10 protein-coding genes and 1 tRNA gene are annotated in these 17,283 nt (G+C 41.0%); 6 read left to right on the forward strand and 5 right to left on the reverse strand.

The annotated features are described in order from the left end of the window. Positions 1-10 precede the first annotated feature (10 nt). The 3 genes from HXT38_RS00190 to HXT38_RS00200 all read left to right on the forward strand — a co-directional run bounded on the left by HXT38_RS00190 (position 11) and on the right by HXT38_RS00200 (position 2,677). Positions 11-1,489, forward strand: coding sequence for an FAD-dependent oxidoreductase (locus HXT38_RS00190; protein WP_004119763.1), 1,479 nt, complete (start codon positions 11-13; stop codon positions 1,487-1,489). 105 nt (positions 1,490-1,594) lie between these two features. Next, entirely contained in the window at positions 1,595-2,473 is an 879-nt protein-coding gene (locus tag HXT38_RS00195) for a M48 family metalloprotease (protein ID WP_004106145.1), read from the forward strand. Positions 2,474-2,603: 130 nt separating this feature from the next. Next, positions 2,604-2,677, forward strand: a tRNA-Gly gene (locus tag HXT38_RS00200). Positions 2,678-2,744: 67 nt separating this feature from the next. Here the strand turns inward: HXT38_RS00200 and HXT38_RS00205 are convergent. Together HXT38_RS00205 and HXT38_RS00210 are read right to left on the reverse strand one after the other, a co-directional pair. After that, positions 2,745-6,083 carry a Rib/alpha-like domain-containing protein gene (locus tag HXT38_RS00205; protein WP_421791830.1) on the reverse strand — a complete coding sequence of 1,113 codons (3,339 nt, stop codon included), beginning with the start codon at positions 6,081-6,083 and terminating at the stop codon, positions 2,745-2,747. A gap of 345 nt (positions 6,084-6,428) precedes the next feature. Further along, complete coding sequence (locus HXT38_RS00210) at positions 6,429-7,607, reverse strand: lipase family protein (RefSeq protein ID WP_004119768.1); 1,179 nt, start codon at positions 7,605-7,607, stop codon at positions 6,429-6,431. A gap of 352 nt (positions 7,608-7,959) precedes the next feature. Between HXT38_RS00210 and ahpC the strand changes: the two genes are divergently transcribed. The 3 genes from ahpC (at position 7,960) to HXT38_RS00225 (ending at position 11,267) form a co-directional block, all read left to right on the forward strand. Then, positions 7,960-8,523: an alkyl hydroperoxide reductase subunit C gene (gene ahpC, locus HXT38_RS00215; protein WP_032842454.1), complete on the forward strand. Its 564-nt coding sequence runs from the start codon at positions 7,960-7,962 to the stop codon at positions 8,521-8,523. A gap of 126 nt (positions 8,524-8,649) precedes the next feature. Then, positions 8,650-10,323, forward strand: a complete 1,674-nt coding sequence (gene ahpF, locus HXT38_RS00220; protein WP_004106153.1) for an alkyl hydroperoxide reductase subunit F — start codon at positions 8,650-8,652, stop codon at positions 10,321-10,323. A 41-nt stretch (positions 10,324-10,364) separates the two neighbouring features. Continuing rightward, positions 10,365-11,267, forward strand: a complete 903-nt coding sequence (locus HXT38_RS00225) for a LysR substrate-binding domain-containing protein (RefSeq protein WP_004106155.1) — start codon at positions 10,365-10,367, stop codon at positions 11,265-11,267. 163 nt (positions 11,268-11,430) lie between these two features. On the opposite strand, the gene trpB is transcribed toward HXT38_RS00225, so the two are convergent. The 3 genes from trpB to HXT38_RS00240 all read right to left on the reverse strand — a co-directional run bounded on the left by trpB (position 11,431) and on the right by HXT38_RS00240 (position 17,067). Further along, complete coding sequence (gene trpB, locus HXT38_RS00230) at positions 11,431-12,624, reverse strand: tryptophan synthase subunit beta (RefSeq protein ID WP_004106157.1); 1,194 nt, start codon at positions 12,622-12,624, stop codon at positions 11,431-11,433. 571 nt (positions 12,625-13,195) lie between these two features. Further along, positions 13,196-13,777 (reverse strand): dCTP deaminase, encoded by a 582-nt coding sequence (gene dcd, locus HXT38_RS00235; protein ID WP_004119774.1) that lies wholly within the window; start codon positions 13,775-13,777, stop codon positions 13,196-13,198. A gap of 299 nt (positions 13,778-14,076) precedes the next feature. Next, positions 14,077-17,067 (reverse strand): cation-translocating P-type ATPase, encoded by a 2,991-nt coding sequence (locus HXT38_RS00240; protein ID WP_101885806.1) that lies wholly within the window; start codon positions 17,065-17,067, stop codon positions 14,077-14,079. Between the last annotated feature and the right edge of the window lie 216 nt (positions 17,068-17,283).

Below are 17,283 nucleotides of genomic sequence, written 5' to 3' on the forward strand. Positions count from 1 at the left end.
GGGGATAATAATGGAAAAAAATAATTTAAGCGAAAATGTTTCACAAGAAACATCTCAACTGCGTATTGCTGTAATAGGAGCAGGCCCTGCAGGAGTGTATTCTTCCGATATCTTCTTACGCCAGATTGCAAAGCGTGGAGAAGAATTGGGATTAGGCTCTAGCGCTCGCATCGATCTTTTTGAAAAATTGCCAGTGCCTTTTGGATTAGTGCGTTACGGAGTAGCTCCTGACCATCCAAGTATCAAATTTATTGCGGATGCGCTTGAAAAGACGCTTGATAATCCAAATATTCATCTTTATGCAAATGTTGAATTTGGTAAGGATATTGCATTAGAAGATTTATTGGAACGCTACGATGCTGTGCTATTTGCAACCGGCGCTGTGAAAGATAGGCCTCTTCGAGGAGTTCCAGGCGCCGATTTAGACGGAGTGTACGGAGCTGCAAAATTCGTAGAATGGTACGACGGATACCCGACTAGCAATCGAGAATGGCCGCTTGAAGCAAAAGAAGTAGCTGTTATTGGCGGCGGAAATGTGGCAATGGATGTTGCTCGTGAGCTTTTACGAGATCCTGATTATTTGCGCGCGCATACGGATATTCCAGACGACGTGTATGAGGGATTGCAAAAAAATAAAACCCAAACCTTGCATTTATTTATTCGTCGTGGAGTTGCCCAAGCAAAATTCTCTGTTCAAGAATTGCGCGAAATGGAAAAGTTATCCGGAGTGCAAATTGTTATTAATGAGGATGATTTTGAACTTGACGATGAGACGATAGAAGTTGCAGGTAACGATAAGCTCACGCGTCAAATGGTTGAGGAACTTTTTGCGATTCGAGACATGGCAGAAGATATGGAAGATGGCGGAAACGTTGATTTTGAGGGGAATCCAGCCGACAAACGCTATATTATCCACTTCAACTGTGCGCCGGTAGAAATTCTTGGTGAAGATGGGCGTGTGAAAGCAATACGAGTTGAGCGAACTGTAACAAGCGCGGATGGCACAATGACTCGCACAGGTGAATTTGAAGATTACGCTGTGCAAGCTGTTTACCATGCCATTGGCTACCATCCTGCAGAAGTTACAGGAATTGCTTACGACGAAAAGCGTACTTTGCTTGCAAATATTGATGGACGCTTAGTGACGTCTGTAGAAAATGGCGAAGTCCGTGAGCGATTGTATGCAACTGGCTGGGCTAAGCGTGGGCCGGTAGGATTAATCGGCTCTACAAAATCCGATGCTCTTTTGATTGTTAATAATATGCTTGAAGATTTATCTAAAGCTGGCAATGCTGGGCGAATCGCACCTGATCGCGATGAAAATTCTATAGATAAATTATTGGCAGAAAAGGGCATTAAACCAATTGATTACGCCGGTTGGAAGCGAGTTGACTCTTATGAGCGTGAGCTTGGAGCCAATGAGCAGAGAACTCGAAAGAAAGTTGTTTCAGCGTCTGAACTTGTAAATATTGCTTTAGGTAGCAAATAATGCCCTAAATAAACTGAAAATATTACTTAGTATTTAAGTTTGTAGTTAGTAAATACGCAGTATATATTCAGAAAAATTTAAGTTCGCATTATTAGGATAGTTCGTATGTTGAAAGGCTTGAGAATACACTATGGCAGCTTAAAAGCCGCACTATTTTTTGTTGTTGTGTGGCTTTTTCTTGCCTTATGTTGGGTTCTTGCTGGCTCGCATCTGTCATCACTAATATGGTTCATTATTCCTGGTATTGCATTTAGTGTTTTTGCTTATTGGTGCTCAAGTAAGCTTGCGATTATTGCTATGCGTGCTACAGAGGTTAGTGAAGAAGAAGAGCCTGTGCTCTACGCAATGGTTAGAGATTTATCTGCTCGAATTGGTAAACCTATGCCGCGAGTAATGGTTTCTCCCTACGAAAGTCCTAATGCTTTTGCAACCGGTAGAAGTGAGCGTCATGCAAGCATATGTTGTACTCGTGGTTTGATTAATATCCTTAACGAGCGCGAGTTACGTAGTGTTATTGGTCATGAATTAACTCATATTTATAATCATGATATTCTCGCTTCTTCGCTGGCTACTGCTACAGCAACAGTATTAACGTACGTTGGTTCTTGGCTTGTTTATGTTGGTGATACATATCGTCGTGATATTCGCAAGTATTGCAAATTTATTGGTAAGTTTTTAAATATTTTATTCGCTCCTATTGCTTCTGTTATTATCAATGCAATTATTCCTGGTTCGCGTGAATTTGACGCAGATAAGGGAAGTAGTGAAATTACTGGAGATTTTGCTGCGCTTGCTTCCGCACTTAATAAAATTACCTACGGCATGCAGCTTCACGAGATGAAATCTACTGCTGGATTGCAGGCTGTTGCTTCTTTGATGATTATTTGCCCATGGAATAATAACGCTCCTGCGCTTGTGCGTTTGTGTACTGCACGTCCTACTGTTCAGGATAGGATTGGGCGTCTAATGAGCATTGCTGCATGAATATTTTGTTTGTTGAACTTGCTTGTCTTGTTTATTGAGTTCATAAACTGATTCCTAAATATTGAAGCGGTAAGCTGTGCATGATACCCTTAGATGGTTGTTGAAACTAGTTTGCTTTTAGTTACAGCATGCGGATGTAGTTCATCGGTAGAATGGAAGCTTCCCAAGCTTCAGAGGCGGGTTCGACTCCCGTCATCCGCTCCATTCAGATTGTAAAATTGTATAAGTTGTAGTTTTTGTACATTGGATGTATAAAAACTACAACTTACGCTTAGTTAAACTTTCTTTTTCTTGCAATTGTCACAATTGTGCTAGCAAACAGCATCAATGCAACGCTAAGTACAATTGGAATTATTTGTATTCCAGTACGAGGGAGTGCATTATTGGCTATTGTGGATTGTTTGTGTAAATGGGGGTCTTTCTTTACTAAAGTATTCGTCCACGCAACTTGTTTACCGTTTTCGTCAATAAGGACAATCGTATGATTGCCTTTATAGTCTTCCGGGATAACTACGTCGAATACAATCCTGCCATATTCATTAATGTGAACTGTTACATATTTCATTCCATTTGCGCTATAAAGAAGTTTAGGGTTGGAATATATGTAGGCATAAGCTTTTACTGCTTTTTCTAGTTGTAATCTGCGCATGAATTCTGATGTTGCATTTACTGTAACAGTGATATGGTTATTTTTTCCCGCATAAGCAATGTTATTATTCCCGACGGTGAGAGTGTTGCACAACGCTGGAAGTAAATCTGCAATACTCTTTGGTGCTGATGGAATCTGTTGCTGTAATGTGTGTGATTCTGAGTTTGCGTTAAGCTCTATGTGGTTTTCGCGCATAGAATCGTTACTAACTGCAGGAGTTTGTAGAGTTTTGGAAGGATGCGTTGGTCCGGGAAATCCCATGCTTGGAATTTCCTTATGGTCTTGATCGAACTTATTAGTCTGTGGGGTTGTGCTATTTGCAGACTTATCAGGTTCGCCATTGCTAGAGTGCTCACTGTTGCCAGAATGAGATTCTGGTGTTGGTGGAACAGGTTGTGGCTCTGGTTTAGGCGCAGGTTTTGGCGGAACGGGTGTTGGATTCACTGGGTTTGGTTTCGGCTGCAGAGGCACTGCAGGTTGTTGATCAGGCGTCGGTGTCGGCGTAGGCGAAGGCGTTGGTTCCGGTGTTGGTGGAACAGGTGTCGGAGGTACGGGAGTTGGTGTTGGAGCTGGTGTCGCTGGTGTTAGCTCGGTCCATGGTGTTGATTTCTTTGCAGGAATTAACTCGGCCCACGTAATACTCTTTTTAGCTGGGTTTAGTGGTGTTGCTGGAATGATTTCTACAACGTGAGCTTTAAGAGTTACTTTCTGTTTTGCTTTGTTTGCAAAGGTTATTTCTACGATAAATGTTGTTTCTCCAGTGTTTGTTGTGTTTGGTTGTTTTACAACTTGTACTGTGCTGTTTTCTGGTAAGTTTTTTAAGTATGGTTTGAAGTCGAAATTATCGGGGATTTTATTGTCTTTTTTGACTTCTATTTTCTTGCCAGGTTCAGCAGTAACATTTGGAATCGGAGTAATGGTTTTGCCTGGTATGAGTTTTTTAGCTGGGTTTAGTGGTGTTGCTGGAATGATTTCTACAACGTGAGCTTTAAGAGTTACTTTCTGTTTTGCTTTGTTTGCAAAGGTTATTTCTACGATAAATGTTGTTTCTCCAGTGTTTGTTGTGTTTGGTTGTTTTACAACTTGTACTGTGCTGTTTTCTGGTAAGTTTTTTAAGTATGGTTTGAAGTCGAAATTATCGGGGATTTTATTGTCTTTTTTGACTTCTATTTTCTTTCCAGGTTCAGCAGTAACATTTGGAATCGGAGTAATGGTTTTGCCTGGTATGAGTTTTTTAGCTGGGTTTAGTGGTGTTGCTGGAATGATTTCTACAACGTGAGCTTTAAGAGTTACTTTCTGTTTTGCTTTGTTTGCAAAGGTTATTTCTACGATAAATGTTGTTTCTCCAGTGTTTGTTGTGTTTGGTTGTTTTACAACTTGTACTGTGCTGTTTTCTGGTAAGTTTTTTAAGTATGGTTTGAAGTCGAAATTATCGGGGATTTTATTGTCTTTTTTGACTTCTATTTTCTTGCCAGGTTCAGCAGTAACATTTGGAAGTTCCTCGATATTAGCCAATCGCTTATGAATAATTATTGGAACTATAATAGTTTTTACTGAATTATCAGATAATGCAAGTAATATTTTACCTTCGTATTTTCCACTTTTAGAAGTGTTAATAGAAGTTTTATCTGTAATATCTGTAATGGTAGATCCTTGCGGTCTGTCTGATGCATTAAGAAGATAATCTGTTACTTTTGGTAACTTATCGTTTTCAAAAATGTCTATGTTTTCAATTTTAGGTTCGAAAGATTGTTCGTCAGTTTTAATAACTGGTTCGTTAACTAATCCGTCGAGTGCAGCAATTTTGCGACCGGTTCCTTCAATTTTATTGCGTTCGCCAACTGTGAATCCTTCGAAACTATCCATTCTAGGCTCAAAGTAACTACGAGATCCGTGACCTTCTCCAGATCTTCCTATGCTTATTGCGCCGTTAAGGTTTCCTATTGGTCCTATTACTTTATCATTATCAACCTTGTAATGAACAGCATAACCCTCTTTTGTTAATTGATCGCCAAAATCAGATGTTTCCCAAAGCCATTTGTTGAATATATTACCTTTGATCCTCGGAGCGTTAAAAGTATAGGCCTTTGTAATCCATTGGTAATTTTTTTGTTTAGCGTAAATTAAAGCACGTTGAGATAAATAACCTCCGAGAGAATGCCCTGTTATATATAAATTAGTAGCAAGTTTTTCTCTATTGATTTTATCCATCACATTGTTTACATCTAAAGCTTGGCTCGGGTTTAATCCAATTGCTAGTTTAATGTCATTAGTAAAATCTCCGCCGCTTTCAGTTCCTCGGATTGCAAGAACTTGCACGCCGTTTTGCTCAATAAATGGGTATGCAGGATTTACATTTTCAAAAAGAATAGCATCAAATCCGCTTCCAAAGTGGTATGTTTCTTTGACTTTCCAGAATGGCGCAAGCTCGTTATGCATAAGCTTGTATTCGTTGCGATTTTTGTAAATTTTAGTGAGCGGTTTTGAGTAGTCAAGTACTTCTTTGACGTAGCTGTCTTCCCTATACACAAGCTCCATAAAAAGAGCCATGTCTCGGGGGCTAATATCCCACCTGCGAGGATTGTTATCGTTTTTGTCATCTAACCCGTCGCCGTCGGTGTCCTTAATAAGTGGATGCGAATTATATCCGTAATATGTGCGTCCGTTTTTTACGTAAGTGTAAAGCTCTTCGCTGTTCTTCAGACCGTCGCCATCGCTATCTTGATCTGGATCTAGCGCGGCTTTATGGTAAAGCAAAGAATCAATCTGATTATTTTCCAAACGAATTCGACCAGTAGAAATGTCGTGAGCAGTTTGTGCAGTCAAAGGAGTGTGAATTGGTGATGTTTCTTCTGCAACTGCGGTTGTTGCTAACGAAGGTACGTAAATCAGAGATGAAACAATCAAACCAAAAGCTAATACAATTCCACTAATTGTGTGAATGGTACTTACTTTTCTCATACTGCTATTCCTTACTTTTTGTACAGACTTCTACTTTATTTTGAAAATATTTTTGCGAGCAGCACAACAGATTTAGCTCAACGTGTTGATTTTATCAGATTTAACAACTTCATAAAATTGTATCTAGTTGAATCAGATAATTTTAATAAGTACCAAAAGTTAATACTTAAGCTTATGCGGTGTAATAGGAAAGAATTTCATTAGATTAATTGATATAGGAAAAGCGCTGAGCTACTTGGGATATTAATGAATCATCGGTAAATCAGCGCTTAGCTTATTGTTAATAAATTACACGAGGTAGCTATCTATTGCTGGTGCTAATTAGCAATCCTTAATTAGCAGTAATTAGAACGTGCGAACATCGTAGAAGTTGTTAAGTTCTTCCATCCAACGTCCAGTGCCAGAAATATCTCCTCTAGTACCTACGGTGAAACCTGGGAAATTGTTCATACGAGCCTCAAGATAGCTTCGAGAGCTATGTCCTTGCGCAGAATTGCCGACGCTTATAGCTCCAGCAAAATTGCCAACAGAACGAATAACCTTGTCGTTGTCTACTTTGTAATGAACAGCGTAACCTTCTCGAGTGAGCTTATTGCCAGTATTGGCGACGGTACGTAACCAACGGTTGAAAATATTTCCCCAAATTTGTGGTGAATTGAATGTGTAAATTTTCTTAATCCAGTTGTAGCCTTTGCCTTTAGCACGAATTAAAGCACGCTGTGCAAGATATCCTCCGAGGGAATGTCCGGTAATATACAAATTGCTAACAGTATTTTCGCGACCATAACGCTCAATCAACTGCTCAACATCTTTAGCTTGATCTGGGTTATGACCTACAGCTATTGCAAAATCATCATCGTAATCATTAAATTGGGAAGTTCCACGAATTGCTAGTACTTGAACAGTGCCTTGTTCTAAGAATGGGTATGGACTTACATTTTCAAACAAAACAGCATCAAATCCTCCCCTCTTGTGGTAGGTTTCTTTAACTTTCCAGAATGGTGCAAGCTCGTTGTGCATAAGGCGGTACTCATTGCGATTTTTGTAAATGTCGTGAAGCGGTTTAGTGTAATCGAGTACCTTATTTATGTAATTATCATCTCGATAAGAAAGTTCAGAGAATAAAGCCATATCGCGAGGACTAATATCCCACCTGCGAGGATTGCTGTCTTGATTATCTGGAATACCATCGCCGTCGGTATCGTTCATCATAGGGTGAGAATTGTACCCATAATAAGTCTTACCGTCTTTAGTGTAAGTGTAAATTTCCTGACTATTAGTTAAGCCGTCACCATCTAAATCAGCTTGCGGATCAAGAGGCTTCTTGTGATATAAAGACATATCCAAAGCCCCAGGTAAATCTAAGCCTATAGTTCCATTTGCGATTTGTTTAGCTGTTTCAGCAGTAAGTGGAGTTTTTGCATAATTATCTGCGGTTGTTGCCATTGCTGGCATTGCGAAAGCAGATAGGCTCAAGAGCATGCATAGGCTAGTTAGGAACCCTGTTACTGCATTGCGTTTCATAGTATCCTCCCATATTTTGTTTAGTTTTGTAGTCAACAAATGTATAGGACGACTGTTTACGATTTGTAGCACCTCTTTGTTAACTACGTGCGTTATATAAATTAATCGAAATTTATTTTGCCGCCACAATTGCTATTCTACACAATTCGTCAATTGTATAGTCTACATAAACAAAAGTCCATACTTCTAAATAAATGTTGTTGCTCCTTTTTGTTTACTAAAATCATTGACGATGTGTATAAGAGCCATAGAAAACATCTATATAACTAGAATTATCAATAGCCATAATCTATTCTTAATAATGAAAATAAAAGCGCAACGAAGGCGCAAATGACCTATTTAGGAGAATGATATGAGTTTAATGAACACACATATTCTTCCATTCAAAGTAAATGGTTATAAGAATGGCGAATTTGTTGAAGTAAACGATACTGATGTTCTTGGCAAATGGGCAATTTTCTTCTTCTATCCAGCTGATTTTTCATTCGTATGCCCAACTGAATTGGAAGATCTTGCAAACCACTATGAGGAATTGCAAAAGCTAGGCGTTGAAGTTTACTCAGTCTCTACGGATACACATTTTGTACACAAAGCATGGCATGACGATTCTGAAGCAATTGCAAAAGTAAAGTACACTATGTTGGGTGATCCTTCTGGAGCTCTTTCGCGTAATTTTGACGCTTGGAATCAAGAATCCGGTTTAGCTCACCGTGCTACGTTCCTCGTAGATCCGCAAGGTATGATTCAGTTCTTTGAGATGACCGCAGACGGAATTGGTCGTAACGCCGACGAGCTCCTTCGTAAAGTTAAAGCAGCACAGTATATTGCAGCGCACCCAGGCGAAGTTTGCCCAGCAAAATGGGAGCAGGGCGAAGAAACCTTGGAACCTTCTATCGATTTAGTCGGCAAAATCTGATTTTTGCAATTAAATATTAAAGAATCTTTTTAAAGAATATTCTCAATGCGTAGGGAGCTACGTTCATAGTTTCCTACGCATTCGCTTATTTTTACTTGTGACTAAAATTACCGAAGGAAGTAAATTATGTCTTTGTTGAATGCGTCATTAACTGCTCAGCTTTCAGAATTACTAAAAAAGATGGTATCTAAAATAGAAATCGTTTCTTACGTTGATAATTCTGAAACATCTCAAAAAGTTAAATCCTTACTAGAAGAAGTATCTCAACAAAGTGACAAAATTAGTATTTCTGAAGTAAATAATAATAAAATTAGCAATGTAAAGCGTAAGCCAAGCTTTGAATTGCGTAGAAAACTAGATAATCCAGTAAATGGAGAATCCACTGTATCGATTAGTTTTGCGGGATTGCCTTTAGGGCACGAATTCAGCTCTTTAGTACTAGCACTTCTACAAGTAAGTGGCTATGCGCCAAAAATTAGTGATGAGCAACGCGATGCAATACTAAAGCTTGGTTCACACAATGTGACAACGTACATGTCGGTAACTTGCCTGAATTGCCCAGAAGTTGTGCAATCGCTTAACACCATTTCTATTATTAACCCTAAAGTTCAGCATACTGTAGTTGAAGGTAGCGCTTTCCGCGAAGAAGTAGATAAACTTGGTGTAATGAGCGTGCCAGCAGTTTTTGAAAATGGCAAACTTATTTCCTCCGGACGAGCAGGAATTGACGAACTTGTATCTGTGCTTGCATCACAAGAAAAATCTGTTGAGCAGGATGAGGATGGCAATAATGGTAATAGCGTTTCTTCGGCAAATGTTGCGCTCGCAGAAAAAATGAATTCGCAAAATCCATACGATATTGTTATTGTTGGCGGCGGTCCTGCTGCTTCTGCTGCCGCAATTTACACTGCTCGCAAGGGCTTGCGTACGGCTATGATTATGGATCATCGTGGCGGCCAGGTTGTAGAAACTGAAAGTATTGAAAATCATATTTCACAAACTCATACGACTGGTTCTCAACTAGCAGTAGATTTAACTAAGCATATTTCTCAATACGATATTGACGTATTTACTCCTGATTGGGCAGACTCGCTCGATTTATCTAAGGAACCATATGGGTTACATACTATTCATGCGCGTTCTGGCGGATCTTTGAAAGCGCGTGCAGTGATTATTGCAACTGGCGCGACTTGGCGTACGTTGGGCGTTCCTGGAGAAGATGAGTATAGGAATAGAGGCGTATCATTCTGTCCTCATTGCGACGGTCCACTTTTCAAAGATAAGAATGTTGTCGTTGTTGGCGGTGGAAATTCTGGTGTTGAAGCTGCTATTGATTTAGCAGGAGTTGCAAAACACGTTACTGTGATTGAGTTCATGGATGTGCTTAAAGCGGATCAAGTATTGCTTAATGCTTTGCATAAATTACCTAACACTGAAGTTATTACAAGTGCTGCAGTAAGCAGTATTGAAGGTAGTGGTAGTAAAGTTACTGCAATACGTTACATAGATCGCAATAAAGCAGACAATGATGAAAACGAAGAACATATTGTTGAAACCGATGGGGTTTTTGTGCAAATTGGTTTAGCTCCGAATACTCGTTGGCTTGCAAATAATATTTCTCTTAATAATCGAGGAGAAATTATTACGAATCGCGCTGGATGCACTGATACTCCGGGTGTTTTTGCTGCTGGAGATTGTTCAGACGAACCGTATAAGCAGATCGTTACAGCGTATGGTTCTGGAGCCAATGCTGCGTTATCTGCATTTGACTATCTTATCCGCAACCCACAAAATAAATAATTTATAAAATTTATTATGCAATAAACAATGGGAGGCGTCTTATGAATATTAGAGCGTTAGAATATCTAATAGCTTTTGCACAAGAAGGAAGCTTTACCAAGGCGGCTGTTCGTATGCGCGTCTCTCAGCCTACTCTTTCAACGCAAATTAAAAAACTTGAAGAGACTTTAGACGTAGAACTTATTGAGCGCACTCCCGGGAAACAAATCTTAACTCCTGCTGGGAGGGAAGTGGTTTATTACGCTAAACGTATTCAGGCAGATATGTCACGTATTCGACAAGCTGCAAGACGTTCAGAAGATCCATGGTCATCTACAGTGGTTTTGGGTGTGTTCCCAACGTTAGGACCATACTTACTTCCAAGAATTATGCCTGCACTCAGGCGTTTAAAACCAAAACTTACTATTCGTTTTATAGAAGAAAAATCAGCGAAACTTATTGATTTGCTAGATAGTGGTCAAGTCGACGCAGTTATATTAAGCGAAAGTTTGAATGCGCCTTCAATAAAAGTGTGTCATGTTTTTGACGAAGATTTTCTTCTTGCGGCTTCTACAAATTCTTTGCTAGGCCACGAGAGTAAACCAATTGAACTTTCAGATTTGTCTACTCAGAAAGTGCTTTTATTAGAAGATGGGCACTGTATGCGTAGAAGCATGCTCGATGTATGCCAAAAAGTAGGTGCGAAACAATCAGAATTTAGGGCAACGTCGTTAGAAACTTTGCGATATATGGTTATAGGTAGCAAAGATGTGACATTATTGCCGCGTCTTGCAACTGTACCTCCAATTGTGCAACCAATTGGTTTGACGTTGCGTGAGTTTAAGAATCCTAAACCTTATCGATCGTTATATTTGAATTGGCGTGCAGCTTCTCCAGTAGACAAAATTATGGAAGAATTGTGCAAAATAATTAGTTCAGCATGTTCTGATTTGCATAAAAAATAAGTAGGATATTCTGTTTAAAAATGAAAATAGGCACTTCTGTTTGCTAAGTTAGCTACAGAAGTGCCGTATTCTTCTTCTCTTACTTTTCTTTTATTCTCACTTTATTTTGAGAGTTACTGCCTCGTTTTATTTGCCTCGTTTTATTTGTTGCTAAATTAATGATTTATAATTCAATGCCAAGATAGCGTGCTACTTGATTCACATCCTTATCTCCACGGCCGGAAACTGTTACTAAAACAATGTCATCCTTACTCATCTTTGGAACCATCTTCATAGCTTGTGCTATTGCGTGTGAGCTTTCCAAAGCTGGGATGATTCCTTCAACTCTAGAAAGTGCGCGGAAAGCTTGAACTGCTTCATCATCAGTGATCGCGTAGTATTCTGCGCGACCAGAATCCTTTAAATATGAATGTTCTGGGCCGACTCCAGGATAATCTAATCCTGCAGAAATAGAGTAGGCTGGAAGCTCGTTACCGTCATCATCCATAAGAACATAAGTTTTCATGCCGTCCGTAATGCCAATTTTTCCATTCGTCATAGTAGCAGCATTTTGAGGAGTATCAGCACCTTTACCTGCGCCTTCAGCACCAATCAATCGTACAGACGGATCATCAATATATGCTGCAAAAGAACCAATTGCATTAGAACCGCCACCAATGCAAGCAATTACAGCATTCGGTAATCTGCCTTCTTTTTCTAGGATCTGCCTTCTTGACTCTTTGCTAATAACGCTTTGAAAATCGCGAACCATTTGTGGATAAGGGTAAGGTCCCACTGCGGAACCAACGATGTAGAAGGTATCATCCAAGTGCTGTGCATAATCCATAAATGCTGCAGTTACAGCATCTTTTAAAGTTTTTGTGCCCTCTTGAACAGCATGAACTTTTGCACCGAGCAAAGTCATTCTAAAAACGTTAAGTTTTTGGCGTTCGCAATCAAGTGCGCCCATAAAAATTTCGCATTCCATGCCGAATCGTGCTGCTGCAGCAGCAGTGGCAACGCCATGCTGACCGGCTCCGGTTTCAGCGATAATGCGCTTTTTACCCATGCGCTGAGCGAGTAAAATTTGTCCGAGAACATTATTCATTTTGTGAGCGCCGAGATGGTTTAAATCTTCGCGCTTTAAATATACTTTTGCGCCGCCTAAATATTTTGTGAAAGATTCAGCATAGTATAAAGGTGTTTCGCGACCGTCGTAATCTTTTAATAATCCCGCCAATTCATTGCGGAACTCTGGATCGTCTTTGTATTGTAAGTAAGCTGCTGCTACTGCGTCGAGTGCTGGACGAATCATATCTGGTACGTACTGTCCGCCAAATTCACCGTAATACATGTTTTGTTCAACTGCGTTTACCATAATTTTGCCCTTCTTGTGAGTGCCGAGGAAATCGGCATTAGGTTTGTTATTTGTTGTGTTGATTATTTTGTAATTTTGAAGGGCGTGTGCTCAGATAATAAAAAAGCTGGATGGCAGCTTATATGCCATTCAGCTCAAATAATGTTGATGATGAATCCGGCATAGCCCCGTTGATTTGTTTAAAATCAGCAAGCCCACACCGATATGTGAACTCGCTTTTAACTACGCCAGCTGCGCCAGAAACGAGTATTCATGTTCATCAACCTCCAATCTTGTTGCACAAGTTTAGCCGTAGCTGTGACAATGTCAACCTTTTAGTGTTAATTCGGCGTTTCGTGCGGAAAAAATTTAACCCCGGCGTCTATGCGCCGGGGAAATAAAGGAGAGAAGAAAAGAATAATTTTTTAGGTGCTTTGCACCTGTCTTTTTGTCGACAATATTATATAACCACACTATTCTGAGCAGAACAGTAACGCTAACTGATAATTACCTGAGAATTATCTACTTTTCTTCTAAATCTTGCTATTTTAGGAATTAATTTTCTAAAAACGGAATCATTTTTCTAAAAATACTATTCGCTTAAATCAGCACGATAGAAATGTTCATACGAACGTGACGGAGTTGGACCGCGCTGACCTTGATAGTGTGATCCGTTAACAGCTGAACCGTATGGGTTTTCACATGGTGAGCTTAACTGGAAGAAGCACATTTGACCAATCTTCATGCCAGGCCAAAGTTTAACTGGCAAAGTGCTAACGTTTGAAAGCTCCAAAGTAATATGACCTTCGAAACCTGGATCAATGAAGCCAGCTGTGGAATGTGTCAAAATGCCAAGACGACCAAGCGAGCTTTTGCCTTCCAAACGTGCAGCAATAGTAGCGTCAAGTTTTACATACTCCCACGTAGCGCCGAGTGCGAACTCTCCAGGATGAAGAATCCATGGCTCGTCAGGAGCTACCTCGAACTGTTCTGTAAGTTCTCCCTGATTTTCTGCAGGATCAACATACGTGTAAGCATGATTGTTAAATAATCGGAAGAAACGGTCGAGGCGCACGTCAATTGACGCTGGCTGTACCATTTCCGGGGTCCACGGGGTCAAATCAATGTGACCCTCATCATGAGCTTTGAGAATGTCGCGATCAGACAACAGCATGACGTCAAATCTCCTTGCAATAAAGCTTATACATCAGCAACTTCATTGTTCGCACGAAATATTTATTGCTATTTTGCGCGAAAAATACAATACGCACAATTGTAGCGCGTGCCGCGGTCTGTGAGTATGATGCAAGCTATTTCCTGAAAACAAATAAATATTCATGAGCAATCAGCAAAAAATTTTATAGAAAATAAAAACACAAAACGCGGCACAGAGACGTAGGTTATGTAAGAAAACTACGTACTGTACCGCGTATTTATAAATCAGCTGGTATTTTTTAGCTAATTGCTTGCTTTTTAAGCAACTGCAGTTAAGGATTTAGCCGCTTTACGCTTAGCAAGAAAACGCAAGAAGCACTTTCTAAGTTCGGAAGCAATTAACACGACCATTGAAAGACCGAGGCACTCGAACCATTCCGTTACGCTCAAAGGAACAGTGCCAAATGGCTCGTTCAAGAACGGTATGTAAATTACAGCCAACTGAAGCACAACAGAAATTGCTATAGCACCCCAAAGCCAACGATTCGCAAATAAGCCTACAAATACGCTTTGTGAGTCTGAACGAGATGCTAACGCATTCAGCATTTGCGCAAACACAAGAATCGTGAAGCCCATTGTACGAGCGTGAGTAAGCTGAGCAGCGTGATCCATAATTCCAACAGAACGGTCCGTAAAGAATCCGCCTGCCAAATGCATATCCATGCCAATTAACGTAATAGCAGCCATGATTATGCCGATAAATACAATATCTCCCCACATTCGTCGGTCAATAACACTATCGGTAAGCTTTCGAGGCTTTCGATCCATTACGTCGTCAGTTTGCGGATCAACGCCCATCGCGAGTGCAGGAGCTGCATCCGTAAGCAAGTTAATCCACAAAAGCTGAGTTGCAAGCAAAGGCAAAGTAACTCCAACAGAGTTTGGCTGCGTAATTCCAAGCGCGCCAGCAAAAACTACGCCGCCGAAAACCGTACAAACTTCGCCAACGTTAGAACTGAGCAAGTATCGCAAGAATTTACGAATATTGTCGAAAATTCCGCGACCTTCGCGCACTGCTGCAACAATTGTAGAGAAGTTATCGTCAGCCAAAATCATCTTGGCAGACTCTTTAGTTACTTCTGTACCCGTAATGCCCATTGCTACGCCAATATCGGCAGATTTTACTGCAGGAGCATCGTTCACGCCATCGCCTGTCATCGCAACAATATTCCCTTGACGTTGAAGCGAAGAAACGATAGCTAACTTGTGCTCAGGAGCTACTCGCGCATACACGCTAGTTTTACTGATTGCTTCATCAAAAGCAATGTTGTCGTCGTCGCGTGAGAGCAACTCGTCAAGTTCGTCGCCTGTAAGCGCATGCTCATCTTTTCCAATAATTCCAAGATCTCGAGCAATACGCGTAGCCGTAAGAGGATGATCGCCTGTAATCATAACAGTGCGGATTCCAGCGCGATGAGCTTGAGCTACACTATCTCGAACTTCAATTCGCGGAGGATCAATAATTCCAACCATGCCGTTCCAAATCAAATCAGATTCTAGTACGTCACTTTGTTCTGCGACGTCCGCGATTTGACCTGCAGCGTTAGAAACCATGCCATCAACTTTTGAAAGACTATCGACTCCAAGCGGCCTATAAGCCATTCCAAGCGTGCGGTAGGCTTCTCCGGAAAGACGCTCAACAGTTGCTAAAATATCTTCGCGATCGCCGTCAGTAAGCGGACGCACGGCACCAGCTACTGCAATACGCGTGCAATAAGAAAGCAGCACGTCCGGAGCGCCCTTAGCACAAACAATCAGATTTCCAGAATCCGAACCATCTTTAACGACAACAGACATACGTTTGCGTTCAGAAGTAAAAGGTACTTCCGCAACTCGAGTCAAATGAGCGTAACGTTTGTCTGCCTTTGTTTTACGCGCTGCTACTACTAGCGAAACTTCTGTAGGGTCTCCCACAGGCTGCCAACTTTTAGTAGTTTCGTCATAGTGTAAATCGCCGTCGTTAGCTAAACATCCGGAGCCTAACGCGCCTAATACTTCTGTAGCAAGATTTTGCGGCACTGCTAAGTCAGCATCTACAGAACCAATTAATATCATACGACCTTCAGGCTTGTAACCGCTTCCTGTAAGCTGAACTTCGCCGCTAGGTGTTATTACGCGCTCAACAGTCATCTCGTTTCGAGTTAAAGTACCTGTTTTATCGGAGCAAATAACAGAAGCAGAACCAAGTGTTTCCACGGATGAAAGCTTTTTTACAACAGCATGATGCTTCACCATTCGTTGCACGCCAAGCGCAAGAACTACTGTCAAAATCGCAGCTAAACCTTCTGGAACAGCAGCAACAGCTAGGGAAACAGAAAGCAGCAGAGAATCAATAATATCTTGAATACTGTGGAAGCCTTCAATCAGCCACATGGAAGCAAGAACAACAGCCGCAATAATGCACACCGCAATTCCAAGAACTTTAGAAACGTGTACCATTTCTTTCTCGAGAGGTGTTGCTTCGTCATCTGATTTTGAAAGCATATCCGCGATTTTGCCAACTTGTGTGCGCATGCCTGTAGAGGTGACTACAGCGCGACCGGTTCCTTGCGTAACAGCAGTTCCGTTGAAAACCATATTTGTACGATCGCCTAAAGCTTTTGCAGACGAAAGTGTGTTTGGGCGTTTGCTTACTGCTACAGATTCGCCTGTAAGGCTTGCTTCTGCTACGCGTAAGGAGGCTGCTGCTATAAGTCGACCGTCTGCAGACACGGCATCGCCTTCGCCAAGCACTAAAATATCGCCTGGCACAACTTCTGCAGTATTAATGCGCACCACGCTACCATCGCGCAAAACTGAAGTTTGCGGAGCGCTCATTCTAGCTAAAGCTTCGACTGCTTCTTCTGCCCGCGACTCTTGAATGTAGCCAAGAACTGCATTTGCAATCAAAATAATGATAATTACGATTGAATCAAACGGCAGAATCTCTCCACCGCTGTTTCCTTTATGTTGTGCGCGCTCAACAAACCACGCGATTGCAGAAATAATAGTTGCTGCAATAAGCAAGTAAACGAGCGGATCTTTAAATTGATCAAGGAATCGTTTCCATGCTGGAATTTTAGGAGCAGCAGCAAGCGCATTCGGACCGAATTGATCAAGTCTTTTTGCGGCTTCCTCAGAGCTTAAACCGCATGAAATATCTACGTTAAGCGATTTAGCTACTTGTTGAACATCACACAATGATGGATCTTTGCTATTAGCTGAAGCGTCAGCCGTTTTATTGGATTGATCAAGAGCGTGATCAACCATATCTTCCCCCTTGGGAGTGCCGCGGAGTAGTCAATAATCGCAATGCTAACGCTATTTTTAGCGCTTCGTATTGTAACTATTGCGCGGTTGTGGAATATTGCAATAGTTTGCAACAATTAAGTACCGTTCTATTATGCCATACAACGCGCCGAGCTTAGAATCAGCAAATTTTGCCGACTCCAGAAAGCCATTAATAGCAATGCCTCGGGGGCATGT

Origin of the sequence: Gardnerella sp. DNF01157, from assembly GCF_049244225.1 — a bacterium.
In the GTDB taxonomy this organism is placed as follows: domain Bacteria; phylum Actinomycetota; class Actinomycetes; order Actinomycetales; family Bifidobacteriaceae; genus Bifidobacterium; species Bifidobacterium leopoldii.